The organism is Streptomyces sp. Ru62, assembly GCF_002920615.1.
Classification (GTDB): domain Bacteria; phylum Actinomycetota; class Actinomycetes; order Streptomycetales; family Streptomycetaceae; genus Streptomyces.
In genome coordinates this window covers 91,332-115,823 of record NZ_PQSU01000002.1, presented here as the reverse complement: position 1 = coordinate 115,823, position 24,492 = coordinate 91,332, and the positions used below count along the sequence as shown (strand labels likewise).

The following is a 24,492-nucleotide window of genomic DNA, read 5'->3' as shown; positions in this document are numbered from 1 at the left end:
GTATTGACGCACAGTGAGCGCCATGGACAACCGACAGTGCGTGGGTACGTCCCTGGTCCCGGAGCCGCCGGCGCCGCGCCGGCGGGCGCTGCGGCGGGTGCTGGTCGCCTCGCTGGCGGGCGGTGTCGTGGCGGGCACGGTGCTGATGCTGCTGCCGCACGAGCGGCGGCACGGGCCGGCCGTGCCGCCCGCCGCCGGTCCGCAGGCGCGGCCACGGACACAGGTGCCGGCGCTGACGACGGTGACCTACGGCGTGCCGGCCGCGCTGCCCGGGCTGACGGCGCTCATCGGGCGGCAGGAGCAGTCGGTGCGGGCCCGGCCGCGGGACGCCCGGGCGTGGGCGGTGCTGGGGTCGGCCTACGTGGAGCGGGGGCGGCGGGCGGGTGACGCTGCGGACTACCCGAAGGCCGAGCAGGCACTGCGGGAGTCGTTGAAGGTGCGGGGCGGCCGGAACACCGAGGCGCTGGACGGCCTGGCCGCGCTGGCGCTCGCGCGCCGGGACTTCCCGGCGGCCAAGAGCTACGGCGAGCAGGCGCTGAAGGCGGACCCGAAACGGTGGCAGGCGTATCCGCCGCTGATCGACGCGTACACCGGGCTCGGCGACTACGAGAAGGCCCGCTCCGCCCTGGACAAGCTGCTGGCGCTGAGCACCGACGCGGCGGCGCGGCCGGCCGTGATGGCGCGGGCCTCGGCGGTGTACCGGGACCGGGGCTGGCGCGAGGACGCGGTGGCCCAGCTGACCGACGCGGCGGCCGCCGCCCGCACCCCGGCGGAGCAGGCCGCGTGGCTGACGGGGCTGGGACAGCTGGCGTGGGAACGCGGGGACCTCGCGGACGCGCTGCGGCACTTCGAGGCGGCGCTGCGGCTCGATCCCGACCAGCGGGCGGCGGCGGCCGGGCGGGCGCGGACGCTGGCCGCGCTGGGGCGCACGGCGCAGGCGCTGGCCGCGTACCGGGCCGTCGTCGCGAAGCAGCCGGACCCAGCGGATCTGCTGGAACTGGGCGAGCTGTACGAGTCGCTGGGGCAGCCCGGGGTCGCCGAGGAGCAGTACACGCGGATGAAGGCGGCGGTACGGCGGGCCGTGTCGGGCGGGGTGGACGAGGAGGTGCTGATCGGGCGGTTCGAGGCGGACCACGGGGACCCGTGGGACGGCGTGGAGCGGCTGCGGGACGAGTGGAAGCGGCAGCCGGGGATCGAGGTGGCCGACGCGCTGGGCTGGGCGCTGCACCGGGCCGGTGAGGACGAGGAGGCGTTGACCTACGCGACCGCCGCGACGGACAAGGCGAAGGGGGGCGGGGTGCGCAGCGCGCTGTACGCGTTCCACCGGGGCGTGATCGAGGCGGAGCTGGAGCGGTACGGTCCCGCGCGGCGGCATCTTGAGGAGGCGCTGCGCATCAACCCGTACTTCTCGCCGCTGAAGGCGCCGCTGGCGCGGGAGGCGCTGCAGGAGCTGGGCGACGTACCCGACGAGCCGCCGCCCAGCGAGTAGCGCCCGCCGTTACAGGTTGCCCCGCTTCTCCTGCTCCCGTTCGATCGCCTCGAACAGCGCCTTGAAGTTGCCCTTGCCGAAGCCCATGGAGCCGTGCCGCTCGATGAGCTCGAAGAACACGGTCGGGCGGTCCTGGACCGGCTTGGTGAAGATCTGGAGCAGGTAGCCGTCCTCGTCGCGGTCGGCCAGGATCTTCAGCTCGCGCAGGGTCTCGACCGGTACGCGGGTGTCGCCGACCCACTCGCCGAGGGTGTCGTAGTAGGAGTCGGGGGTGTCGAGGAACTCGACGCCGGCCGCGCGCATGGTGCGGACGGTCTGCACGATGTCGCCCGTGTTGAGCGCGATGTGCTGGACGCCCGCGCCGCCGTAGAACTCCAGGTACTCGTCGATCTGGGACTTCTTCTTGGCGATGGCGGGCTCGTTGATCGGGAACTTGACCTTGAGGGTGCCGTCCGCGACCACCTTCGACATCAGCGCGCTGTACTCGGTGGCGATGTCGTCGCCCACGAACTCCTTCATGTTCGTGAAGCCCATGACCTTGTTGTAGAAGGCCACCCACTCGTTCATCCGGCCGAGTTCGACGTTGCCGACGCAGTGGTCGATGGCCTGGAAGACGCGGTGGGCGGGCGGCTCGACGATCGGCTGGGCGGCGGTGTAGCCGGGCAGGTAGGGGCCGTCGTAGCCGGTGCGCTCGACCAGGGTGTGCCGGGTCTCGCCGTAGGTGGCGACGGCGGCGAGGACGACCGTGCCGTGCTCGTCCTTCAGCTCGTACGGCTCGGCGACGCTCTTCGCGCCCTGCTCGACGGCGTACGCGTACGCGGCGCGCGCGTCCGGGACCTCGATGGCCAGGTCGATGACGCCGTCGCCGTGCGCGGCCACGTGCTGGGCGAGGAAGTGGCCCCAGGTGCTGCTCGGCTTGATCACGGAGGTGAAGACGAAGCGGGCGGAGCCGCTCTCCAGCACGTAACTGGCGGTCTCGCGGCTGCCGTTCTCCGGTCCGGAGTAGGCGACCAGCCGCATGCCGAAGGCAGTGGAGTAGTAGTGCGCCGCCTGCTTGGCGTTGCCCACGGCGAAGACGACCGCGTCCATTCCCTTGACCGGGAAGGGGTCGTCCTGCCGGGCGGTCGTGTCGGGAGTGAGGTCTGTGGTCTGCGTCATAGCGGAAGGGTGGCTCTGCTCTGCAAGGTGCGCAATAGTTCACGAAATCGCTGGGCAATCTGACCAGTAGCACGACCGCCTTGGCGGTGTTTCTGTACAGGATGACCATCTCAGGGGGTCCCGTGGCGATCGATCATCTGGACGGGCGCATCATCGTGCTGCTGGCCCGGGAACCGCGCATCGGGGTGCTGGAGATGTCCCGGCGGCTGGGCGTGGCGCGCGGGACCGTGCAGGCGCGCCTGGACCGGCTCCAGTCGAACGGGGTCATCCGCGGCTTCGGCCCGCAGGTGGACCCGGCGGCCCTGGGCTACCCGGTCACCGCGTTCGCCACCCTCCAGATCCGGCAGGGCCAGGGCGCCGACGTACGGGCCCACCTGGCGACCGTGCCGGAGGTGCTGGAGCTGCTGACCACCACCGGCAGCGGGGACATGCTGTGCCGGCTGGTGGCCCGCTCGAACGCCGATCTGCAGCGGGTGATCGACCTGGTCGTCGGCTTCGACGGCATCGTCCGGGCCTCCACGGCGATCGTCATGGAGAACCCCGTTCCGCTGCGGATCATCCCGTTGGTGGAGCAGGCGGCGGCGGACGCCGAACGGTCGTAGACGGCCCGGGGATCAACAGCTCGGGACCGGGCCCTTGCCCTTCTCCAGCGCCACCAGGGAGTCGACCGCGCCCTTGAGCGTGGTCACCGGGACCAGTCGCAGCCCCTTCGGCAGCTCCGCCTTCGCGTCGGCGCACTCCGCCTTCGGCACCAGGAAGACGGTGGCCCCGTCCCGGCGCGCGGCCTGGGTCTTCAAAGCCACCCCGCCGACCGCGCCAACCTTGCCGGCCGGGTCGATCGTGCCGGTGCCGGCGATGACGCGGCCCCCCGTGAGGTCGCCGCCGCTGCCGTCGCCGTCCAGCTTGTCGATGATCCCGAGGGAGAACAGCAGCCCCGCGCTGGGCCCGCCCACGTCGGCGAGCTTCAGCGTCACCTTCACCTTGCCGGCGCCGAGCCCGAGGTACTTCAGCGCCGCCTGGGTCGCCGCGTCCTGGGACTGCCGCATCTGCGCCTCGTTGTGCTGCTCGATCTCCTTGACGGTGTCGCCGCTCGGGTAGACCGAGTCGCGCGGCAGCACCGCGCGGTCGGTGCGGAACCAGCTGTCGACCACGTCACCGAGCCTGACCTCGGCATCCGGACCGGTCGCCTCGATCGTGGTCATCCGAAGCTGCCCGCTGGTCCTGCGGGTCTCCGCCCCGGAGACCGTGATCACCGGGGTGCCCTGGTTCCGCCCGAGCACGTTCGCCGTCATGCCGGGCTGCGCCACCGAGAACGGCAGCGGCGCGAACGCCGCCGTGGCGAGCAGGGCCACGACGGGCAGCGCGCAGACGGCGAGGGCCTGGGGGCGTGTGAGACGTGAGAGCACGAGGTCAATCTAACGTGACGACCACGTGCCCCTTCTGCCGCGTGCGGGCACCCTGTGTCGAGGTGCCCGTCCGCGTGCGGGCCCGGCCTGCCGCGTGCGGGTCCCGCCACGCCGCTCGCCGGTCCTCTCACGCCCTGTAGAGGTCCCGTCGCGCCCGCGTGAACCGGCGCAGCGCGTCCGGCAGGGGTGCGACGCCGATGCCGGGGCCGCCCGGGACGGGCAGATGGCCGTCCGCGTCGAGGACGAACGGCTCGGTGATGTCCTCCGCGAAGTAGCGGCTGGACGCCGAGGTGTCCCCGGGCAGGGTGAAGCCGGGCAGCGCGGCCAGGGCGAGGTTGGGCGCGCGGCCGATGCCGGTCTCCAGCATGCCGCCGCACCACACCGGCACGCCGTGCGCGTGGGCCACGTCGTGGACCCGGCGGGCCTCCAGGTAGCCGCCGACCCGGGCGGGCTTGACGTTGACCACCCGGCAGGCGTCCAGGGCGATGGCGGACGCGGTGTCCCGGGCGTTGTGCAGGGACTCGTCGAGGCAGACCGGGGTGCGCAGCCGCTTCTGGAGCCGGGCGTGGGCGTGCAGGTTGTTCTCCTCCAGCGGCTCCTCGACGAGCAGCAGCCCGAACGCGTCGAGCCGCCGCAGGTGTTCGGCGTCGGCGAGGGTGTAGGCGGTGTTGGCGTCGACCTGGAGGGGGAGGTCGTCGCCGAAGCGCTCGCGGACCGCCCGCACCGGTTCGACGTCCCAGCCGGGCTCGATCTTCAGCTTGATGCGGACGTACCCCTCGGCGAGGTAGCGCCCGACGTCGTCCAGCAGCTCGGGCACCGAGTTCTTGATGCCGACGGAGACCCCGGCGGGCACCCGGTCCCGCACCGCGCCCAGGTAGGTGGCGAGCGGCATGCCGTGGCCGCGCAGCTCGGCGTCGAGCACGGCCGTCTCCAGGGCGGCCTTCGCCAGCTCGTGGCCCTTGATCTTCGCCATGGCGGGGGCCAGCGCGGCCGTGGTGAGCCGCGGGAGCGCGGCCACGCGGGGCAGCAGGAAGTCGCGCAGCACGATCTCGGCGCCGGCGACGAACTCCGAGCAGTACAGCGGCTCGGGGTCGGCGGCGAACTCCGACCAGCCCTCGGCCGAGTCGGTGACCACGCGCAGCAGGAAGGTGTCCTTCGCCGTCATGGTCCCGAAGGAGGTGCGGAACGGGGTGACCAGCGGGATCGCCACATGAACGATCTCCACGCGCTCCAGCTTCACGCGGCCCCCTCCGTCCCGGTCAGCGTGTACCAGCCGTCGCGGGACATCCCGGTGGCCCGGAACCCCTCCAGGAAGGCCTCCAGGAACACCTCGCGAACGGCGTGCCGCCAGCGCAGCGCCAGGGCCGGATCGGCGGCGCGCAGCTTGACGACGTCGTCCGGGACCCGGCACCACACGTGCCGTCCGGCGCGCCGGACGAGCGGGCCGCCGTCGGGGGCGGCGCGCAGGACGGGCCCGTGCGGCTCGGTGTCGTACGGCGTTCCCTCCGCCCTCAGGTCCCAGGTGACCGTCAGCCGGTCGCTCTCGTCGCCGTCGTTCACCCCGTCGGTCATGGGGCCGTAGAAGTCGACCAGGTACTCGGTGCCGACGGCACCGAGCTTGACCAGGTTGAAGCGGGCGTTGCGGCCGACCAGCGGGTCGAAGGTCCAGCGCATGGTGCGGGCGCCGTGGGCGAGCGCCCAGTCCCGCTGGGCCAGTTTCAGCCGGTGCCCGAGGCCGCGCTCGGCGGCGGCCACCAGCGAGTACGTGCTCCGGTTCGGGCCGAGCACGGCGACGGACGCCCCGGCGAGCCGCTGCCCTTCGTGGGCGGCGTGCACGGCGCCGCCGGCGTGCACCAGGCTGTGCAGGACCTCGGCCGGGTAGGGCGGGGCGGTGCGGGGTGTCCGCCAGACGTCGCTGAAGTGGTCGGCGACGGCCGCGAGCCCGGCGACGTCGTGGACGGTACGGATGGTGGCTCCTCCTGTCATGGGACGAGTCTCGAAGGCACCGGCGGCGCATGTGTTGTGCGAGCGGCCAAGGCACGCGTACGTTCGTTGCACCATCCGCCAACCGGCAAGCTGAGGACCCTCATGGACGCCTGCACCCTCGGCGACCTCCTGGACGTGGTCGGCGCCCCCGCGCTGCGCCTGCACACCGCCCCCGCCGGGCTGACCGCACCGGTCACCGAGGCGGTCCTGTACGACGGCCGCACCCCGCTCCCCCGGCTGCCCGGCGCGCTGCTGCTGGCGGTCGGGGTGGCGGCGGCGGACGCGGGTCCGCTGCTGGGGGCGGCGGCGGAGGCCGGGCTGACCGGGGTGGTGGTGCGCGGCGCGGACGGGCCGGTGGCGGCGGCGCGGGAGCACGGCGTGGCCCTGCTGTCGGTCGCCGAGGACGCGGCCTGGCACCGGGTCCATCTGCTGCTGGCCTCGGCCGTCGCCGCCCGGCCCGCCGCCCTCGCCGCCGACGCCGGCGCGGGCGACAGCGGGCTCGGTGATCTGTTCGCGCTGGCCGACGCCATCGCGACGGCGACCGGTGGGGCCACCGCCATCGAGGACCCGCGCCAGCGGATCCTCGCCTACTCCACGGTCCCCGGCCAGCCCGTGGACGAGGACCGCCGGCAGGGCATCCTCGGCCGGCAGGTGCCGGCCAGCGCCGAGAACACCGAGCAGTACCGGCGGCTGTTCGCCGCCGACCGGCCGGTGCGGCTGCCCGCGCTGGCCGCCAGCGGCCTGCCCCGGCTGGCGATGCCGGTACGGGCCGGCGGGGAGACCCTCGGCTCGGTGTGGGTGATCGACGGCGGCTCGCTCGCCCCGGACGCCGAGGACACCCTCGCCCAGGGCGCGTCCACCGCCGCGCTGCTCCTGCTGCGCGCCCGGGCGGCCCGGGAGCTGGCCCGGCACCGGGGCGGCGACCTGCTGCGCCGGCTCCTGGACGGCACGGCGGACGACCCGGCCACGGCCGCCGCCCGCCTCGGCATCGACGGCCCGGCCCGGGTGGCGGCCTTCGTCCTGGACTCCGCCGCGAGCGTCCCGGACGCCGAACGCACCGCGCTGCGCCTGCTGGACGTCGTACGCCTCCAGTGCGAGGCCCGCTACGGCCGGCACGCGTGCGTCCTGCTGGACGGAGTGGTGTACGCGGTGCTGCCCGGGCCGGGCGAGCGGCACCGGGGGCTCGCCGAGGACATCGTGGCGCGGGCCGGGCAGGCGCTGCGGGTGCCGGTCCGGGCGGCGCTCGGCGAGCTGGTGCCGGGCGCGGACGGGCTCACGGACTCGCGGGCGGACGCCGACCTGGTGCTGCGGGTGCTGGACGCGGACCTGCCGGTGGCCGTGGTGGACGAGGTGCGGGCCCGGGTGACGCTGCTGCGGCTGACCGAAGTGATGCGGGAGCGCCGCGAGTTGAGCGCGGGCGCGTGGCGGCGGGTGCTGGCCTACGACGCCGGGCACGGCACCGAGTACGCGCGCACGCTGGTCTGCTGGTTCGACGCGGGCTGCGACATGGCCGGCGCGGCCAGGCTGCTGGCCGTGCACCCCAACACCTGCCGCTACCGCCTCAAGCAGCTCCAGCAGCACGCCGGGGTCGACCTGGACGACCCCGACGAACGGCTGGTGCTGTGGCTCCAGTTGCGGACGCTGGCCGGGCTCGGCGCAGCCACGCCCTGAGCCGGGCCTCGCACCGCTCCAGGTGCGCCACGGGCACGTACTCCCCCGCAGTGTGCGCGAGCGACGGGTCGCCGGGACCGTAGTTGAGCGCGGGCACCCCGAGCGCGGCGAACCGGGCCACGTCCGTCCACCCCAGCTTGGCCCGGGGCTCGGCCCCGAGGGCGGCGACGAGCGGCCCCACCCGGTCCAGGTGCGGCAGCGCCCCGCCGACCACCTCGGTGACCCGCACCTCGTACTCCGGGAAGAGCCCCCGCACGTACGCCTCCGCTTCCTGCGGGGAACGGCTGGGAGCGAAACGGCAGTTGACCGTCACGACGCACGCGTCGGGTACGACGTTCCCGGCGACCCCGGCGTGTACGGCGACCGCGCTGAGTCCTTCCCGGAACTCCAGCCCGTCGATCACGACCCGCTCCGGGACGTGTGCGTCGAGCCGCTGGAGCACCCGCCCCGCCTTGTGCGCGGCGTTGGTGCCCTGCCAGGCCCGGGCGGTGTGCGCGCGGGCGCCCCTGACGACGATGTCGGCGGTCAGGATGCCCTGGCAGCCGGCCTCGACACCGGCGTCCGACGGCTCCATGAGGATCGCGAGGCCGGCCTCCTCCAGCAGCCCCGGCCGGGCCGCGGCGATCCGGCCGAGCCCGTTGCGCTCCCCCTCGACCTCCTCGCACTCGTAGAAGACGTAGGTGACATCGCGGGCGGGCTCGGGCACGGTGGCCGCGAGCCGCAGCGCGACGGCCACCCCGCCCTTCATGTCACAGGCGCCGAGCCCGTGGACCCGCCCGTCGGCGAGCCGGGAGGGCAGGTTCCCGGCGGCCGGCACGGTGTCCAGGTGCCCCGCGATCAGGGCCCGTTCGCCGCGTCCGAGGCCGGTGCGGGCGACGACGGAGTTGCCGACCCGGTCCACGGCGAGGTGCGGCAGGCCACGCAGGGCCTGTTCGACGGCGTCGGCGATCCGCTCCTCCTCCCCGCTCTCGGAGGGCAGGTCCACGAGGGCCCGGGTGAGGGTGACGACGTCGGCGGTGAGGTCGAGGGCGGTCATGCGGGGTCTTCCTGGGTCTGGGCGAGCTTGGAGTGCCGGATGCCGTAGAGGCCGTAGACGACGAGCCCGGCCGCCAGCCACGCGCCGAACGCGATCCAGGTGTCGGCGCCCAGGCTGCACAGCATGTAGCCGCAGAAGGCGACGCCGAGCAGGGGCGTGACCGGGGAGAACGGCACCCGGAAGGAGCGGGGCGCGCCGGGGTCGCGCCGGCGCAGCAGCACCACCGCCAGGTTGACCAGCATGAACGCGAAGAGGGTGCCGATGCTGGTGGCGTCGGCGAGGCTGCCGAGCGGGACGAGGGCGGCGAGGACGGCGATGAAGCCGGAGACGATGACGGTGCCCGCGCGGGGCACCCCGGTGCGCGGGTGCACCTTGGCGAACAGCGGCGGCACGAGTCCGTCCCGGGCCATGGCGAACAGGATGCGGATCTGCCCGTACTGCACGGTGAGCACGACGCTGGTGGTCGCGACGACCGCCCCGACGGACAGCAGGACCGGCCACAGGCTGCCGCCGCCGACGGACCGCACGAGCACCTCGCTCAGCGTCGCCTCGGTCCCCGCGAACTGGCGCCAGGGCATCGCGCCGAGCGCGGCGACGGCGACGAGGACGTACAGGGCGGTGACGAGGACGAGTGACAGGATGATCGCGCGCGGCAGGTCCCGCTGCGGATTCCGTGCCTCCTCACCCGCCGTGGAGGCGGCGTCGAACCCGATGTAGGAGAAGAAGAGGGAGGCCGCTCCGGCGCTCATGCCGGCCGCGCCGAGCGGGAACAGGGGCCGGAAGTTGCCGGCCCGGAAGGCGGTGAAGGCGACGGCGCAGAACAGCAGCAGAGCCGCGATCTTGACGGCGACCATGACGGTGTTGGCGACGGCGCTCTCCTTGGCGCCGCGCAGCAGCACCACCATGGCGAGGACGACGATGAGGGCGGCCGGGACGTTGAGCACACCACCGGCGCCGGGCGGCGCGCTGAGGGACTCGGGCAGGGAGACACCGAGGGTGAGCTCCAGCAACTCGTTGACGTACTGCCCCCAGCCCACGGCGACGGCGGCGACCGACACCCCGTACTCCAGGATCAGACACCAGCCGCAGACCCAGGCGACCAGCTCGCCGAGGGTGGCGTAGGCGTAGGTGTACGACGACCCCGAGCCGGGGATCATGCCGGCCAGCTCCGCGTACGACAGCGCGGAGAACAGGGCGGTGACGCCGGCCAGCACGAAGGAGACGACGACGGCGGGGCCGGCCTGCGGCACGGCCTGCCCCAGCACCACGAAGATGCCGGTCCCCAGGGTGGCGCCCACGCTGAGCAGGGTGAGCTGGGCGACGCCCATCGTCCGCTTCAGCGGACTCCCGGCGGCTTCGCCGACGAGGGTTCCCATGGTCTGCCGCCGGGTGAGCCTGTCCGCCGTACGTCCTGTCCGCCGACCTGGTGCGGCGACCGTCCCCACTCTGTCCACCGTGCCGTTCCCTCCGCCTCGGGTTGCCTGGCCCTTGATGATGCGGAGGGGCGGGCGCCGGGGGGTGTGCGGATCGGCCAAAGGTTGGCCGGCGGGGTTGGAGGGGCGGCCAAGGACCGTGGCCGAGTGCGGGCCGGTGGGGCTGCTCGCGCGGTTCCCCGCGCCCCTTTCGGGGTGCTGCGGTGCCGACGGCCGCGAGGGGGCTCAGCGCAGCGCTTCCGCGACCTCCCTCGCCGCCTCCACCACGCGTGCGCCCACCCGTTCCGGCACGGCGTCCGCGAGCATCACCACGCCCACGCTGCCCTCGACCCCCGTGACCCCGACCAGGGGCGCGGCGGCCCCGCTCGCCCCCGCCTCCAGCTCCCCGTGCGTGAGCGTGTACCCGGGGTCGGAGGACGGCGACTGCCGCGCGGAGAGGATCGCCTTGCCGGCCGCACCCCGGTCCAGCGGGTGCCGGAACCCGGCCCGGTAGGCCACGTGGTAGTCCGTCCAGGTCGGCTCCACCACCGCGACGGCCAGCGCCTCGGACCCGTCCACGAGCGTGAGGTGCGCCGTCGCCCCGATGTCCTCCGCGAGCGACCGCAACGCGGGCAGCGCGGCCTCCCGTACCAGCGGATGCACCTGCCGGCCGAGCCGCAGCACGCCGAGTCCGACGCGGGCTCGCCCGCCCAGATCACGCCGTACGAGCGCGTGCTGCTCCAGCGTCGCGAGCAACCGGTACACCACGGTGCGGTTCACGCCCAGTTTGGTGGACAACTCGGTGACGGTCAGCCCGTGGTCCGTGTCGGCCAGCAGCTTGAGGACGCGCAGTCCCCGGTCGAGCGTCTGAGAGGTCTCCGCGGTCACGACGCCCACTCCTTTGGCGGTGAGGTCGGCGGCCCCTGTCCGGCGGATGCGTCACCGAGTCCCGTCGGCGACGCGCTTCAGAGGCCGCCGATCGGCAGGACGGCCCGGCGGCTCCCGGGCCGAGTCGCTTCACGGCTGCGCTCCGCGGCGGCGCTGCCACGGGGCGTGTGCGTAGCGGGACAGTAGCGAAGCCGGTTCGCTCAGCGGAAGTCTTCGTCCAGAATCCGGGCAAGCCCAGATCCGGCCTGCCTCCATTCGTCCGGATACGCACGCACGAAGACACGACACCTCACCACCCCGAACCACCCGACCCCCGGGGGGAAGCCGCCGCACGCACCTCCCACCACCCACCGGATTCCCGCACCCACCCGGGGCCCGGGGCGGGACCCCCGCACGGCGACCCCTCACCCACCCGGGGGCTCGGGTGGGCTAGAGCCCCCGTACACACCTCTCACGCACCCGATTCCCGCACCCGCCCCAGTCCCTGGGGTGGGGCCCCGGACGGAATCTCTCACGCACCCGATTCCCGCACCCGCCCCAGTCCCTGGGGTGGGGCCCCGGACGGGAACCTCTCACGCACCCGAGCCCCCCACCCGGAGTCCGGGGCGGAGCCCCCTGGGGGTGCCTCCCGGCGGACCGAGCCGGGTGGGCGGGTGGGCAACGACCGTCCGCCAAAGCCCAGCGCAGCGTCACCGCATGCGCGTAGCCCACTCCCGAACCTTCTCGATCCGCTGCCGCAACTGCCCCGCCGTGGCCTCCGCGCTCGGCGGCCCCCCGCACACCCGCCGCAGCTCGGTGTGGATCACCCCGTGCGGCTTGCCGCTCTGGTGGACGTACGCGCCGACCAGCGTGTTCAGCTGCTTCCGGAGCTCCATCAGCTCCTTGTGCGTGACCACCGGCCGCCGCTCGGCCGGCAGTTCCAGCAGGTCGGCCTCGGTGTCCGGCTTCTTCCGGCTGTGCGCGATCTGCCGGGCCTGCCGCTTCTGCAACAGCAACTGCACCTGCTCGGGCTCCAGCAGCCCCGGAATCCCCAGGTAGTCCTGCTCCTCCTCACTCCCGGGGTGCGCCTGCATGCCGAACTCGGCGCCGTCGTACAGCACCCGGTCGAACACGGCGTCGGACTCCAGCGCCTCGAACGGCAGCATGTCCTGCTCGCCGGTGTCCTCGTCCTGCTGCTTGTTCGCCTCCTCCATCTCCTTCTCGGATTCGGCGTACGGGTCCTCCTCGCCCTCCTTCTTCGGCTTGTCGAGGGCGTGGTCCCGCTCCTTCTCCATCTCGTTGGCGAAGGTCAGCAGGTCGGGCACGGTCGGCAGGAACACGGACGCGGTCTCGCCGCGCCGCCGGGACCGTACGAACCGCCCGACGGCCTGCGCGAAGAACAACGGCGTCGAGATCGTCGTCGCGTACACGCCCACCGCGAGCCGCGGCACGTCGACCCCCTCGGACACCATCCGCACGGCGACCATCCACCGGTCGTCGCTCGCGCTGAACTCGTCGATCCTCTTCGACGCCCCGGCGTCGTCCGACAGCACGAGCGTCGCCCTCGTCCCGGTGATCTCCCGGATGAGCTTGGCGTACGCGCGCGCGGAGTCCTGGTCGGAGGCGATGACGAGCGCACCCGCGTCCGGGATGGCCTTGCGGACCTCGGTCAGCCGCTGGTCGGCGGCGCGCAGCACGCTCGGCATCCAGTCGCCGCGCGGGTCGAGGGCCGTACGCCAGGCCTGGCTGATCGCGTCCTTCGTCATCGGCTCGCCGAGCCGGGCTGCCACCTCGTCACCGGCCTTGGTCCGCCAGCGCATGTTGCCGCTGTAGGAGAGGAAGATCACCGGCCGGACGACCCCGTCCGACAACGCCGACCCGTAGCCGTACGTGTAGTCGGCGGCGGACCGCCGGATCCCGTCCGCCCCCTCCTCGTAGGTCACGAAGGGGATGGGGTTGGTGTCGGACCGGAACGGCGTACCGGTCAGCGCGAGGCGCCGCGTCGCCGGCTCGAAGGCCTCCAGACACGCCTCGCCCCAGGACTTGGAGTCACCGGCGTGGTGGATCTCGTCCAGGATCACCAGCGTCTTGCGCTGCTCGACCCGGTTGCGGTGCAGCATCGGACGGACCCCGACACCGGCGTACGTCACGGCCACGCCGTCGTACTCCCTGCCGAGCGGGCCCGCGCTGTACTCGGGGTCGAGCTTGATCCCTATCCGGCCCGCGGCCTCGGCCCACTGCTTCTTCAGGTGCTCGGTGGGCGCGACCACGGTCACCTGCTGTACGACGTGGTGGTGCAGCAGCCAGGAGGCGAGCGTCAGCGCGAAGGTCGTCTTGCCGGCGCCGGGCGTGGCGACGGCCAGGAAGTCACGCGGCTGCTCCTGGATGTACTTCTCCATCGCCCCCTGCTGCCAGGCGCGCAGCTTGCTGGCGGTACCCCAGGGGGCCCGGCCCGGGAAGGCGGGCGACAGGTGGTGGGAGGAAGTCGACGAGGCGGCGGTGGTAGTCACGGTCTCCGAGCGGGGTAGGGCGGCTACGTATGACAACCGGGCCACCCTACCGGCGCCGCCCTCCGCTCAACGCGCGGACGACCCCGGGTCGCCCACGGGTGGGAGCGACGTCACAACAGCCCCGGAGTCCCCACGGCACTCATCGCCTCACCACAGCCGACGCACCCCACCCCGGTTACCGAGCCCAGCCTCAGTCACCGCACCCCACCACACAGCACTCACCGCCTCACGGCACTCTTCGCCTCACGGCACTCACCGCGCCGGCTCCGGCCGTTCCCGCACCCGCGTGGTCACCCAGGCCCCCACCACCGCCACCGCCGCCATCGGCAGGAAGACGGCGGCGAAGGCCGCGGGATGCCCGCCCCCGGCCCCCGTGGTGGCCGCGGTGCTGCCGCCGCCCAGGGCCGCGAAGGCCGCGCCGGTGCCCGCCAGGAGGACGACGTTGGAGAGGGCGTCGGAGATCTGGAGCGCCGCGGAGTTGGCGCCGGCCGCCTCCGGGGCGGACAACTGGAGCAGCAGCACGCTGGTGGAGGAGATCACCAGGCCCATCCCGAAGCAGCCGACGCCCCAGGCGACGGCCACGCTCCACACGGGCACGGAGTGCAGGAGCACGCTCGGCGCGGTGACGATCGCGGCGGCGACCAGCACCATCCCCACGGTCATCAGCCGCTCACGGTACGGCGCCAGGCGCGGCCGGGACTGCACGAACGAGCCCAGCGCCCACGTCCCGCCGCCGGCCGCCAGCGAGAACCCGGCGAGCGTCGGGGACAGCCCGCGCTGGGTGACCAGCATCAGCGGAACGAAGGACTCGGCGGCGATGAAGGACCCCGCGGCGAGTCCGCGCAGCAGTACGACGCTGGGCAGGCCGCGGGCGGCCCGGTAGGTGCCGTGGGGCAGCAGCCCGAGCACGGCGGGCACCAGCAGGGCCGTCCCGGCCAGTCCCGGGAGCAGGGCGAGGGGCCGTAGATCCTGGGCGGCGTACTGGAGGAGCCCGGCGCCGAGGGAGATCCCGAAAGCGAGCCGGATCCGCCGCCGGTCGAAGGAGCCGGCGCCGGCCTCCGCGTCCACCGGGCCGGCCGCCCGCCGCCGTATCTGGGGCAGGGCGAGGGCGAGCGGGAACACGACGAGGGCCGGGATGCCGAGGAAGACCCAACGCCAGCCGAGGTGCTCGGTGACGGCGCCGGAGGCGAGGGGGCCGACGATCGAGGGGACGACCCAGCCGGCGGCGAAGGAGGCCATGATCGCGGGCCGCAACCGCTCCGGATAGGCGCGTCCCACGACGACGTACAACGCCACGATGACCAGCCCGCCGCCGAGCCCCTGCACGGCGCGCCCCAGGATGAAGATCCACATGACCTGCGCGGTCCCGGCGACGACGAGCCCCGCCGCGAAGGCCGCGATGCCGGTCGTCAGCGCCCCGAGCGGACCCCGCCGGTCGGACCACTGCCCGGCGAGCACCATCCCGAAGAGGCTGGTGGTGAAGTACCCGGAGAAGGCGAACGCGTACAGCGCCAGTCCGTCCAGCTCCCGCGCGGCGACCGGCATCGCGGTCCCCACGGCCGTCGCCTCGAACGCGATGAGCACCACGACGGACACGATCCCGACACTGAGCGCCCGGTACGCCCTGCTCAGCACACCGCCGTCCTGCTCGGCGGGCGGATCGAGGACATCGGGCTCACGGGATCCAAGGGCACTCATGTCCGCCAGAGTAAGGCCCACGACCACCTTTGGCCCCTGTCAGGAGTCCGACCCCCGCTAGGCCCTTGGTCGTACGCCCCGCCCCGCTTCATGAACGCCGTATGGCAGTCCCATTGCACCCCGCCCCATTCCCTTGAGCCCTGCCCCCGGCGCCCGTACGTTCTTGAACACGAACACGGCCGCGCACCTGACCACGGCCGAGAACGACAACAGAACACGGCCGTGTGCCCGAGTGGTTCAGGGACTCACCTGCGCCGCATCCATCAGCGAGCTCCGCTCGCGGGGAGCCACGCGGGTTCGATTCCCACCACGGCCGAGAACGACAACAGAACACGGCCGTGTGCCCGAGTGGTTCAGGGACTCGCCTGCAAAGCGAGTTACGCGGGTTCGATTCCCGCCACGGCCTCTTTTCCGGCCTGCCGGCCGGTGCCGCGTCGGCGGTTCAGGCCCGGCAGGTGTCCGGGCCGTTCCTGGTGAAGGATTCCTTCGTGCAGTACGTGATCTCCGGGTAGTACGCGCCCATCACGGGTGCCGGGTCCTCGCCCTTCTTGGTGTTCTGCACCGCGTTGTGGAAGTCCTGCGCCGGGAGCATGTTCCGCAGCAGCAGCAGGCTCGTGACGTCGGTCGGGCCCCAGTCGATCCAGGTGACGCCGTTCGCCGTCGTCGCGTTGGCGGGGCGGTCCTGGGAGGTGGAGACCACGTAGGTGTAGCGCCCGTCCTTGCCCACGGCCGTCTGGAAGTCTGCGGCGCAGGCGCTGACCGGGTAGGGGATCTGGAGCTGGTTCTGGCAGAGCGACCAGTACCGGAGCTGGGTCTTGGTCAGTACCGACTGGCCGTTGACGGTGTCGGGGAACGTGGGCGCCTTGCCGCGGACGACGGCGACGCGGCCCGCCTTGTACTCCAGCGGCGTGCACAAGTACTTGTTGTACGGGTTGGGGAAGAGCCCGGCGGTCTTGTCGGGCACCGCGAAGGCCGGGGCGCTCGCCGTGGACTTCCCGCAGCGCACCACGTCACCGGGCGGCGCGTACTTCTTCACCAGGTCCCGCAGCTCGGTGGCGATCGGACCCGTCGGGCCCTGGGCGGCGTCGGCCCGGGGGCAGGTCGTGACGGGTCGGGGGCTGCTGCCCTGCCGCTGCATGGACAGCGACGGCAACGGCACTCCGCCCGTCGGGTCGGACTCATTGTCCGGCACATAGATCCTCAGCACCAGCCAGCCCACTCCCGAAGCTGCGCTCTTCGCGGTGGCGGCCAGCGTGTTGCCGGCGGAACCGGCCGCGATGCCCGGCTTCAGCGTGACCTGATAGCGGTGCCGCGCCGGGTCCGTGCCCGCGTCCGGGGCTGCGAACGGATTCTTGCTGCCTGCGCGCGGAGCGATCTGGTGGTCGGCGAGGGAGTCGACGGGGGACGCCTTGGCGTCGTACGACGTCAGCGAGGTGAACCGCGCGGAGGGGTAGGTGCCGTCCACGACGATGCGGTCTCCCTGGCCCAGCCGGTAGGGCATCACCCAGTACGTGGCGTTGGTCTCGGGGAAGGCGAGATTGAGCCTGCCGGGCCTGACGACGGCCGGCCAGGCGCAGGGAACACCGGGTGCCGTCGCACTCGTCCGGGTCTGACCGGGGGCGCCCGCGGCGGCCGAGGGCGCCACCAGCACGGTGACCACTCCCAGCCATGCCAGAGCGGAAGCTTTCAGGGTCCGCCAGAGGGCAGGCTTCATGGGAGCCCCTCCGTCCATGGGCAGCGAGAACGTGGGCAGCGAGAACGGCGGAGAGGAAGCGCCCCCGCGGTGGCGGGCCACACACCCCGTTGGGGGAGCAGCAGACCTGCCCGGCCGGTCACGGGCTCCGGGACGCAACCGCCTCCATCAGTGTCACGCCCCTCCCACCCCGCCGCAATGCGGACACACGCCGGGGGGACGCCTCAGAACACCCCGCCCGTCTCGTCCTGGAAGAGGTTCGTCCAGTAGTGCCAGGTGGTGTCCGGTGCGGTGCCCGTCGGGTCGATCGAGTGGAGGGTGTGGATCATCAGGGCGACCAGGTGGTCGTAGGCGTGGGTGGACAGTTCGTGGGCCAGGTGGGCGTCGATCGTGCGCTCGTGGTGGATGAGCCACAGGGTGAAGGCCAGGGTGGAGACGTCGGTGTTGAGGGGGTAGAGCGTCGCTTCCGGCTCGTTGAAGGTGAGGACCGCGCCCGTTCTGCCGTCGATCACCAGGCTGTTGTCCTCCAGGAGGTGGCCGAGGCGGATCAAGTGGTCGCAGTGGGCCGGGAGTCCGGCGTGGGGGTAGTCGGGGCGTTCCTGGGTGAAGTACTCGCGGAGCGTGGGGAGCGGGACGTCCGTGTCGGCGTGGAAGAAGACCGCCTCCTCCGGCAGGCCCGTCTCGCGCAGGAAGCGGCGGGTCGGCTCGTGGGTGAGCGTCTTCGGGAAGTCGACCTCCTCGAAGCGGGCCACCCTGCCGTGCCCGAACTGCTGGTCCAGGACGCGCGCCGGGACGTCCAGGGTGAGACCCGACGCCGTGCCGGGGCCGGCGATGAGGGAGAGCGGGCGGATCAGGGCCGCCGCCTTCCAGTACGGCGGGACCTCGCCGTCCGTGCCCTCCTCGAAGAGGGTGAGGAGGCGGCGGGACGCCTCGGTCACGGTCCTGGGGCCGTACTGCCCCGCCAGGGAGGCGAACCGGCCGCGCAGGCCCGCCAGTTCCTCGGTGACCGCGGCGAAGCGCAGCAGCGTGTTCAGGGAGGGCGCGAAGGGGCGCGGGTGGGACGGGTCGAAGAGGTAGGCCGTCGTCAGCTCGCCCGTGGCGCCGTCGAGCAGGATCGACCGGCGCTCCATGCCGGCCGGGGTGAGCAGTTCGCCTATGACGAGGCGGCCGCGCAGCTCCTCCGCCAGGTGGAAGGGGCTGTCGGCGGCGTCGGCGAGTGTGCGCAGGCCGTACGTGCGCAGCGGGGAGAACGTCAGCAGGGCGGTCTCCGCGGGCAGTCCGGCACCCGCGAGGAGGCCGCGCGTCGGCGCGTGCGTGACGTAGCGGTCCAGTTCCGCCTCGGTCAGCGTGATCGCCGGAACTTCGGCGTCCGTCGTGCTCATCGCTCCCCCGCGATCTCCCGGTGCGTGGCAGGCGCGCGTACCCCGTCGTACGCGGCCTCCGGGCAGGTGCCCCCACTGCCGAGCACACTACGCCGCCCCACTGACAACGACCTCACGAGGAAAGACGTCAGGCGACCCGGGCCCGTTGCGCGCCCGCGAGAATCGCCTCCACCGTCTCCTGCGGCGTCCAGCCGGACGTGTCCAGCCAGAGGCCGATGCGCGGGGTGCGCAGGCGCAGTTCCTCGTCCAGGGCGGCCACGGTCCATCCGCCGCCGTACCCGGTCTTCGCCCGGCCCGCCTCGCGGGCCGCGACCTCCGCCACGCCGGGCGCCAGGACCACCACGTACAGGGGGCGGGTGCGGACCAGGCCGACGTACGCCCGCAGGTGCTCGCCCAGGACGACGTCCTGCACCACCGCCGTGAAGCCCGCCGCCGCGTACCCGTCCGCCGTCGCCGCCGACAGCCGGTACCGCAGCCGCAGTTGGGCCACGGCCTCCCCGCCCGCTCGGGACGCGTGCTCCGCGCCCGCCCTGGTCGTGGGGTCCCCGTCCTCCCCGGGAACGTACTCCGCCCGTCCCGACACGATCATCCGGCGGAACGCGTCGCCCCGGACGTGCGCGGCGCGCGGCAGCGCCTCCGCCAGGCGCTGGGCCACCGTCGACTTGCCCGCCGCCATCACCCCGGTGACCAGGACGACACCGTCCATCAGGCCGCGTCCGCATCCATCGGAACAGATCCCTCAGGTGAAGTAGATCCCGCCCAGGACCACCGCCAGGGCCGCCACCGCGAACAGCAGGATCCACAAAAACAACTTGCCCACGCCGGGTGTGGGTTCGTAGCGCGGTTCCCCGGGCGGCGGCGTGCTCACCGGTCCGTCACCACCGCCGCCTGCGGGCGGATCGGGAGGCGGTTGACCGGGCGGCCGGTGGCGGCGCGGACGGCGGAGGCGATGGCCGCCGGGGCCGTCACCACCGGGACCGCGCTGACGGACTTGGCGCCGAAGGGGGCCACCACGTCCCGTTCCTCCACCAGTTTCACGATCCGGATGTCGGGCGCGTCCAGGGCGGTCGGCAGGGCGTAGCCGGTCAGGTCGGGATGGCGGATGAGGCCGCGGGGCGTGCGCAGGTTCTCGGTGAGGGCGATGCCCACGCCCTGGGTGACGCCCGCCTCGATGCGCGCGGCCAGCTGCGCCGGGTTGAGCACCCGGCCCACGTCCTGGGCGACCGCCAGCTCCACGACCCGGACCGAGCCCAGCTCGACGTCGACGTCCACCACCGCGCGGATCGCGCAGAAGGCGAGGCCCACGAAGGCGTCGCCCTGGCCGGAGGCGTTGAGGGGTTCGGTCGGATGCGGGCGGCACTGGGCGGTGGCCCACAGTTCCTTGCCCTCCATCGCCTCCGCGACGGTGGTCGACAGCACGCCGTCATACGAGGTGATCTTGCCGTCCGTGATCTGGAGCAGCTCGGTGGACATGCCGAACTTGTGCGCCAGGGGCTGGAGGAGTTGCGTGCGGACCATCTTGGCCGCCCGTTCCACCGCGCCGCCCGACACCCAGGTGTGCCGGCCCCGGCAGCCCGCGCCGGCCGGCGGCTGGTCGGTGTCGACGGGGGCGACGTGGACCTCCTCGACGCCGAGGGTGTCCTGGACGATCTGCCGGGCCAGGGTGGTGAAGCCCTGGCCGGTCTCCACGGCCGCGCACAGCACGGTCGCGATGCCGTCGTGGACCTTCACGGTCGCGGTCGACACCTCGTCGGCGCCCTCCGCACCGAGCATGTGGACCATGCCCAGGCCGTAGCCGACGCCCCGGCGCACCGCGCCCGGCTCGCCCGCCCCTTCGGGGCCGCCGGGCAGCAGCCACTCCTCCTCCGGGCTGTCCTTGGGCAGCGCCGGGAGCGGGAAGTCCCGCACCGCCTGGAGGAGTTCGGCGACCGGGGCCGGGCAGGTCACGGTCTGGCCGATCGGGAGGACGTCACCGGTGGCGAGGACGTTGCGCAGGCGCAGTTCGGCCGGGTCCAGGCCCAGCTTCTTCGCCAGCTTGTCCATCTGCGCCTCGTAGGCGGCGCACACCTGCATGGCGCCCTCGCCGCGCACATGGCCGGAGGGCGGGTTGTTGGTGCGGACGGCCCAGCCCTCGATGAAGGCGTTGGGGACGACGTACGGGCCGCACGCGAAGGACACGGCGGCGGCCAGGGCGTCGGAGGACGTGTCGGCGTACGCGCCCGCGTCCAGCAGGATCTGCGCCTCGACCTTCACCAGCCTGCCCTCGGCGTCGGCGTGGTGGCGGTAGCGCAGCAGGGTCGGGTGCCGGTGGGCGTGGCCGAGGAAGGACTCCTCGCGGGTCGCCGTCAGCTTCACCGGGCAGCCGGTCTTCAGGGCGAGCAGGCCGAGCGGGAGCTGGAAGCCCTGGTCCTCGCGGTCGGCCGTGGCGCCGGGCACCCCGGTGACGACGATCTTCACCCGGTCGGGGGACAGGCCGTAGCAGGCGGCGGCCGTGTTGCGGTCGGTGTGCGGGTCGGTGGAGGCCAGGTACAGCTCCACCCCGCCGTCCGGGCGCGGTACGGCGAGACCGGCCTCGGCGCCGATCGGGGCCGGGTCCTGGCGGCCGATGCGGTACAGGCCCTCGACCACCACCTCGCCGGCCGCCTCGGGGTCGCCGTGGCGCAGCGGGATGTGCCGGATCAGGTTGCCGTCGGGGTGCAACGGCTCGGCCTCGAAGGCCTGTTCGGGGTCGGTGACCGGGTCCAGCACCTCGTACTCGACGATGACGGCGGCGGCGGCCATCCGCGCGGTGTCCGGGTGGTCGGCGGCCACGGCGGCGATGGGCTCGCCGTGGTGGCGTACGACCTCGGAGGCGAACACCGGGCGGTCGGGCGTGCCCCGGCCGTGGCGGGGGGTGCCGGGCACGTCCTCGTGGGTGACGACCGCGCGGACGCCGGGCATCTCGCGCGCGTGGGTGGTGTCGATGGAGACGATGCGCGCGTGCGCGTGCGGGGAGCGCAGGACGGCCGCCCACAGCAGGCCCTCGGCCCACAGGTCGGCCGCGTACGGGAAGGTGCCCTCGGTCTTGGCGCGGGCGTCGGCGTGCGGCAGGGACGCGCCGATGCCGTGCGGCAACGCCTCGGCCTCGGGGGCGGGTTCCGCGGCGGTGGTCGCGGTGCCGGCTTCGTTGCTCACGCCTGGCCTCCGTCCTGGCCGTAGTGCTGGTCGTGCGGTCCGGGCGGCGTGCCGTACGGGTCCGGTGCGTCGTACCCGTCCGGTACGCCGTACGCGTCGGGCGTGTCGTACGCGTCCGGCGTGTCGTACGTGGTCTGCCGCTGCGGGGTGTCGAACGCGCCGGGCGCCTCGAACGCCGAGGGGTGGACGCCGCCGGAGCCGGGGCCCGCCTGGTGCGGGATGCGCGCCTCGTCCGTGTCCGTCACGGGGCCGGCGTGGGACGCCTCGCGCTCGGCGACGACCTCCTTGACGGCCTCCAGGACGCCCCGGTAGCCCGAGCACCGGCACAGGTTGCCGCACAGGGCCTGCCGGGTCTCCAGCTCGGTCGGCGCGGGGTTGCCCTCCAGCAGGTCGTGCACGGTCATCGCCATGCCGGGCACGCAGAAACCGCACTGGACGGCTCCGCAGCGGGCGAGCGCGCGCTGTACGTCGGAGGGCTGCCCGTCGGCGGCCAGGCCCTCGACCGTGCGCACCTCGCTGCCGGCCGCGGTGACCGCCGGGACCAGGCAGGAGGCCACCAGGCGGCCGTCGACCTGCACGTTGCAGGCCCCGCACTCGCCCTGCGAGCAGCCGTCCTTGGCGCCCGCGAGGCCGAGCCGCTCGCGCAGCACGTAGAGCAGGGACTCGCCGATCCAGGCGTCGGTGACCGGGCGGTCGGTGCCGTTGACGCGCAGGACGTAGGAGGCCAGCGGGTGGTCGTCGTTCGGCGGGAGGGGTACGGCGGCCTCCTCGGCCTCCTTCTCGGCTCCGGCGCCCTCGGAGGCGTCGTCGGGCGCGGACGCGTCGCGGGCGGGCTCGGGTGCGGCTGCCTCGGCCGGCGGCGCGGGTGCGGCGGCGGCCTCCGGCGGCGAGTCGGGGGTACCGGACGTGTCGGCGGCCGCGGAGCCGGCTGGTGCCGCCGACGCCTCCGCGTCGCCCGTCTCCGGCGTCGTAACGGGCCGGGACGCGGTCGCCGGGTCTGCCGGTCGCCCGTGGTCCGCCGGGGCGCCAGCGGGGCGTACAGGGGCTTCCGCGGGGCCGCGGGCGTCACCGGCGTGGGCGTCACCTTCCGGCGCCGTACCGGTCCCGGTCGACTCGTGCGCGGACGGCGCCGGTTGGGCGGGCGCGGCCGTACCGCCGGGGGTGTCGGCGTCGGGGGCACCGGCGTGACCGGCGTCCTGACGGCCGGCTCCGTCGTGGCCGCCCTCGTCGTGGCCGGCGTGCACGGGACCGGCGTCCCGGTGCCCGCCCTCGTGATGACCGGCCCCGGCGCGAACGCCCTCCGCGTGACCGGCCGGAGCGTGCCCGTACCCGTCCTCCGGGGCGTACGCCTCCGCGGGGCCGTACCCGTCCTCGGCGCCGTACCCGTCGTCCGGGACGTACGCGCCCTCGGTGGCGTACGCCTCCTCCGGTCCGTACCCGTCGTCCGCGCCGTACGCGTCCGGCGCGCCCGCCGGCGTGTCCGCCGCGCCCCCGGAGGGATACGGGTGGCCGGTGCCGTCCGTCGCCCAGGGCGCCGGCGCGCCGCCGGGCAGGGTGGCGGGCGGCGCGGTGCCCCACTGTTCGACCAGCGAGGACGTGGTGAACTCGCCGGACTCGTCGGGAAGGTCACCCCCGGCGACGGGGATGGACCACTGCCCGGTGACGTCGTGTCCCGGGGCGGCCGGTGCCGCGGGCTCCTCGAAGGTCCAGTGCTGGGTGGCGGCGGGCTGGTAGGTGAACCGGTCGTCCGCGGCGTGCGGCGGGGCCGGCGTGGCGTTCGGGTCGGGCCACCGGCCGCCGCCGTCGGGCGCGGGCCAGGTGCCCGTGGTGCCGTCGGCGTGCGTGCCGTCGGCGTGCGTGGCCGTGATCCGCGGCGGCACGTAGCCGTGTCCGGGCGCGGCCAGCGGGCTGTCGCCGGACAGCAGGGCGTCGATGCCGCCCTCGGGGAGTTTGACGAAGGCGGTGGCGCCGTCGTCGTAGTCGCCCTGGGGCAGCGGGTCCCAGCGTCCGCCGCCCTGGGGCGTGCCCTCTCCGTGCTGGTCGTCGGTCACGACAGCGCCCTCCCCAGTGCTCGTCGGGCCAGCGCGGCGACAGTGCGCCGCAGGTGCAGTACGGCGGGCGGAAGCGGGGTCACCGAGCCGTCGGGCTCGGGGGCCGGGTCGGGGATGCAGGCCGCGGCGACGTACTCGCCGAAGGCGTGCAGGGCCTCCGGGACGAGGGCGCGGTCGTTGTCCCAGTCGATCAGCTGGGCGACCCACTGCTCGGCCTCCAGCGGCCGGAGCGGCATCGGCGCTATGGCTCCGACGGCGCAGCGCACGCCGCGCCGGGCCGGGTCCAGGACGAGCGCCACGGAGGCGAGCGCGCGGCCGGGGCCGGTGCGTCCGGTCGCCTTCAGGAAGACCTGCGGGGCGTGCAGCAGCGGTACGCGCACGTAGCCGATGAGTTCGCCGCCGCGCAGCATCTCCACGCCGGCCAGCAGGTGCGACACCGGGATCTCCCGGCGGGCTCCGCCCGGGCCCGCGATGATCAGGGTCGCTTCCAGGGCGGCCAGCACCGGCAGCGCGTCCCCGGTGGGGGCGGCGGAGGCGATGTTGCCGCCCAGGGTGCCCGCGTTGCGGATGTGCGGCGGACCCGCGGCGCGCGCGGCGGCGGCGAGCGCCGGGATCAGGGCCGCGAAGTCGGGGCGGCCCATGCGCGCGTGCGTGAGTCCGGCGCCGAGCAGCGCGTGGCCGTCCTGGTACTGCCAGCCGCGGATCTCGCTGATCCGGCCGAGGCCCACCAGGGCGGCGGGCCTGAGCTGTCCGGAGTTGACGGCGGCCATCAAGTCGGTGCCGCCCGCCACGGGGACGGCGGTGGGCATGGCGGCCAGGGCCGTCACGGCCTCGTCCAGCGTCGTGGGCAAGGTGACGGCCTGCGCCGCCTGCGGTGCGTGCGTGGTCAAACCGGCTGCCCCTTCCCGCTGCCCCACCTGGTCCCGCCTGTGTTGCCGTACGGTACGTGCTGACAGGGC

At 74.0% G+C, this 24,492-nt stretch carries 19 protein-coding genes and 2 tRNA genes; 5 read left to right on the top strand and 16 right to left on the bottom strand.

Going from position 1 to position 24,492, the window contains the following annotated elements; all coding sequences use genetic code 11:
• Window positions 1–22 precede the first annotated feature (22 nt).
• Complete coding sequence (locus tag C3492_RS02905) at window positions 23–1,489, top strand: lipopolysaccharide assembly protein LapB (protein WP_258055458.1); 1,467 nt, start codon at window positions 23–25, stop codon at window positions 1,487–1,489.
• Between the two features lie 9 nt (window positions 1,490–1,498).
• Here C3492_RS02905 and hppD read toward each other — a convergent pair whose 3' ends face one another.
• Window positions 1,499–2,647, bottom strand: a complete 1,149-nt coding sequence (gene hppD, locus C3492_RS02900) for a 4-hydroxyphenylpyruvate dioxygenase (RefSeq protein ID WP_103810121.1) — start codon at window positions 2,645–2,647, stop codon at window positions 1,499–1,501.
• 122 nt (window positions 2,648–2,769) lie between these two features.
• Here hppD and C3492_RS02895 point away from each other — a divergent pair, with 122 nt between their 5' ends.
• Entirely contained in the window at window positions 2,770–3,249 is a 480-nt protein-coding gene (locus tag C3492_RS02895; RefSeq protein ID WP_103810120.1) for an Lrp/AsnC family transcriptional regulator, read from the top strand.
• A 12-nt stretch (window positions 3,250–3,261) separates the two neighbouring features.
• Here the strand turns inward: C3492_RS02895 and C3492_RS02890 are convergent, their stop codons facing one another.
• From C3492_RS02890 to C3492_RS02880, 3 genes are all read right to left on the bottom strand, one after another.
• On the bottom strand, window positions 3,262–4,053 hold the full coding sequence (locus C3492_RS02890) for a S16 family serine protease (protein WP_103810119.1): 792 nt from the start codon (window positions 4,051–4,053) through the stop codon (window positions 3,262–3,264).
• Window positions 4,054–4,180: 127 nt separating this feature from the next.
• Complete coding sequence (menC, locus tag C3492_RS02885) at window positions 4,181–5,293, bottom strand: o-succinylbenzoate synthase (RefSeq protein ID WP_103810118.1); 1,113 nt, start codon at window positions 5,291–5,293, stop codon at window positions 4,181–4,183.
• Window positions 5,290–6,039 (bottom strand): chorismate synthase, encoded by a 750-nt coding sequence (locus C3492_RS02880; RefSeq protein ID WP_103810117.1) that lies wholly within the window; start codon window positions 6,037–6,039, stop codon window positions 5,290–5,292. The genes menC and C3492_RS02880 overlap by 4 nt, the downstream gene beginning before the upstream one ends.
• A gap of 102 nt (window positions 6,040–6,141) precedes the next feature.
• On the opposite strand from C3492_RS02880, the gene C3492_RS02875 reads away from it, so the two are divergent.
• Window positions 6,142–7,710, top strand: coding sequence for a CdaR family transcriptional regulator (locus C3492_RS02875; protein WP_103810116.1), 1,569 nt, complete (start codon window positions 6,142–6,144; stop codon window positions 7,708–7,710).
• Here C3492_RS02875 and dapE read toward each other — a convergent pair.
• From dapE to C3492_RS02850, 5 genes are all read right to left on the bottom strand, one after another.
• Complete coding sequence (gene dapE / locus C3492_RS02870; RefSeq protein ID WP_103810115.1) at window positions 7,601–8,746, bottom strand: succinyl-diaminopimelate desuccinylase; 1,146 nt, start codon at window positions 8,744–8,746, stop codon at window positions 7,601–7,603. The two genes, C3492_RS02875 and dapE, sit on opposite strands and share 110 nt — an antisense overlap.
• Window positions 8,743–10,122: an amino acid permease gene (locus tag C3492_RS02865; RefSeq protein ID WP_181140168.1), complete on the bottom strand. Its 1,380-nt coding sequence runs from the start codon at window positions 10,120–10,122 to the stop codon at window positions 8,743–8,745. The genes dapE and C3492_RS02865 overlap by 4 nt, the downstream gene beginning before the upstream one ends.
• 282 nt (window positions 10,123–10,404) lie before the next feature.
• Window positions 10,405–11,046 carry an IclR family transcriptional regulator gene (locus tag C3492_RS02860; protein WP_103810113.1) on the bottom strand — a complete coding sequence of 214 codons (642 nt, stop codon included), beginning with the start codon at window positions 11,044–11,046 and terminating at the stop codon, window positions 10,405–10,407.
• A gap of 689 nt (window positions 11,047–11,735) precedes the next feature.
• Window positions 11,736–13,535, bottom strand: coding sequence for a DEAD/DEAH box helicase (locus C3492_RS02855; protein WP_103810112.1), 1,800 nt, complete (start codon window positions 13,533–13,535; stop codon window positions 11,736–11,738).
• Between the two features lie 252 nt (window positions 13,536–13,787).
• Window positions 13,788–15,233 (bottom strand): MFS transporter, encoded by a 1,446-nt coding sequence (locus C3492_RS02850; RefSeq protein ID WP_103810111.1) that lies wholly within the window; start codon window positions 15,231–15,233, stop codon window positions 13,788–13,790.
• A 218-nt stretch (window positions 15,234–15,451) separates the two neighbouring features.
• Here C3492_RS02850 and C3492_RS44425 point away from each other — a divergent pair.
• Together C3492_RS44425 and C3492_RS02845 are read left to right on the top strand one after the other, a co-directional pair.
• Window positions 15,452–15,549 (top strand) — tRNA-OTHER (locus C3492_RS44425).
• Between the two features lie 18 nt (window positions 15,550–15,567).
• Window positions 15,568–15,639: transfer RNA gene (locus tag C3492_RS02845), tRNA-Cys, on the top strand.
• Between the two features lie 36 nt (window positions 15,640–15,675).
• Here the strand turns inward: C3492_RS02845 and C3492_RS02840 are convergent.
• The 7 genes from C3492_RS02840 to C3492_RS02815 all read right to left on the bottom strand — a co-directional run bounded on the left by C3492_RS02840 (window position 15,676) and on the right by C3492_RS02815 (window position 24,423).
• Entirely contained in the window at window positions 15,676–16,947 is a 1,272-nt protein-coding gene (locus tag C3492_RS02840; RefSeq protein ID WP_146075637.1) for a hypothetical protein, read from the bottom strand.
• A gap of 203 nt (window positions 16,948–17,150) precedes the next feature.
• Window positions 17,151–18,308, bottom strand: coding sequence for an SUKH-4 family immunity protein (locus C3492_RS02835; RefSeq protein WP_103810109.1), 1,158 nt, complete (start codon window positions 18,306–18,308; stop codon window positions 17,151–17,153).
• A 127-nt stretch (window positions 18,309–18,435) separates the two neighbouring features.
• The gene (locus C3492_RS02830) at window positions 18,436–19,014 is read right to left on the bottom strand and encodes an AAA family ATPase (RefSeq protein ID WP_103810108.1); all 579 of its coding nucleotides are present in this window, start codon (window positions 19,012–19,014) and stop codon (window positions 18,436–18,438) included.
• 33 nt (window positions 19,015–19,047) lie between these two features.
• Window positions 19,048–19,176: a hypothetical protein gene (locus tag C3492_RS45350; RefSeq protein WP_258055457.1), complete on the bottom strand. Its 129-nt coding sequence runs from the start codon at window positions 19,174–19,176 to the stop codon at window positions 19,048–19,050.
• Complete coding sequence (locus tag C3492_RS02825) at window positions 19,173–21,482, bottom strand: xanthine dehydrogenase family protein molybdopterin-binding subunit (protein ID WP_103810107.1); 2,310 nt, start codon at window positions 21,480–21,482, stop codon at window positions 19,173–19,175. Before C3492_RS02825 ends, C3492_RS45350 begins: the two co-directional genes overlap by 4 nt.
• Complete coding sequence (locus tag C3492_RS02820) at window positions 21,479–23,533, bottom strand: 2Fe-2S iron-sulfur cluster-binding protein (protein ID WP_103810106.1); 2,055 nt, start codon at window positions 23,531–23,533, stop codon at window positions 21,479–21,481. Before C3492_RS02820 ends, C3492_RS02825 begins: the two co-directional genes overlap by 4 nt.
• Entirely contained in the window at window positions 23,530–24,423 is an 894-nt protein-coding gene (locus tag C3492_RS02815; RefSeq protein ID WP_103810105.1) for a xanthine dehydrogenase family protein subunit M, read from the bottom strand. The genes C3492_RS02820 and C3492_RS02815 overlap by 4 nt, the downstream gene beginning before the upstream one ends.
• Between the last annotated feature and the right edge of the window lie 69 nt (window positions 24,424–24,492).

Excerpts from the sequence above, each read along its gene's own strand:
- C3492_RS02905 (WP_258055458.1), top strand. The coding sequence starts at position 23 with ATGGACAACCGACAGTGCGTGGGTACGTCCCTGGTCCCGGAGCCGCCG.
- C3492_RS02880 (WP_103810117.1), bottom strand. The coding sequence starts at position 6,039 with ATGACAGGAGGAGCCACCATCCGTACCGTCCACGACGTCGCCGGGCTC.
- C3492_RS02865 (WP_181140168.1), bottom strand. The coding sequence starts at position 10,122 with ATGGGAACCCTCGTCGGCGAAGCCGCCGGGAGTCCGCTGAAGCGGACG.
- dapE (WP_103810115.1), bottom strand. The coding sequence starts at position 8,746 with ATGACCGCCCTCGACCTCACCGCCGACGTCGTCACCCTCACCCGGGCC.
- C3492_RS02875 (WP_103810116.1), top strand. The coding sequence starts at position 6,142 with ATGGACGCCTGCACCCTCGGCGACCTCCTGGACGTGGTCGGCGCCCCC.
- C3492_RS02850 (WP_103810111.1), bottom strand. The coding sequence starts at position 15,233 with ATGAGTGCCCTTGGATCCCGTGAGCCCGATGTCCTCGATCCGCCCGCC.
- C3492_RS02840 (WP_146075637.1), bottom strand. The coding sequence starts at position 16,947 with ATGAAGCCTGCCCTCTGGCGGACCCTGAAAGCTTCCGCTCTGGCATGG.
- C3492_RS02830 (WP_103810108.1), bottom strand. The coding sequence starts at position 19,014 with ATGGACGGTGTCGTCCTGGTCACCGGGGTGATGGCGGCGGGCAAGTCG.
- C3492_RS02835 (WP_103810109.1), bottom strand. The coding sequence starts at position 18,308 with ATGAGCACGACGGACGCCGAAGTTCCGGCGATCACGCTGACCGAGGCG.
- hppD (WP_103810121.1), bottom strand. The coding sequence starts at position 2,647 with ATGACGCAGACCACAGACCTCACTCCCGACACGACCGCCCGGCAGGAC.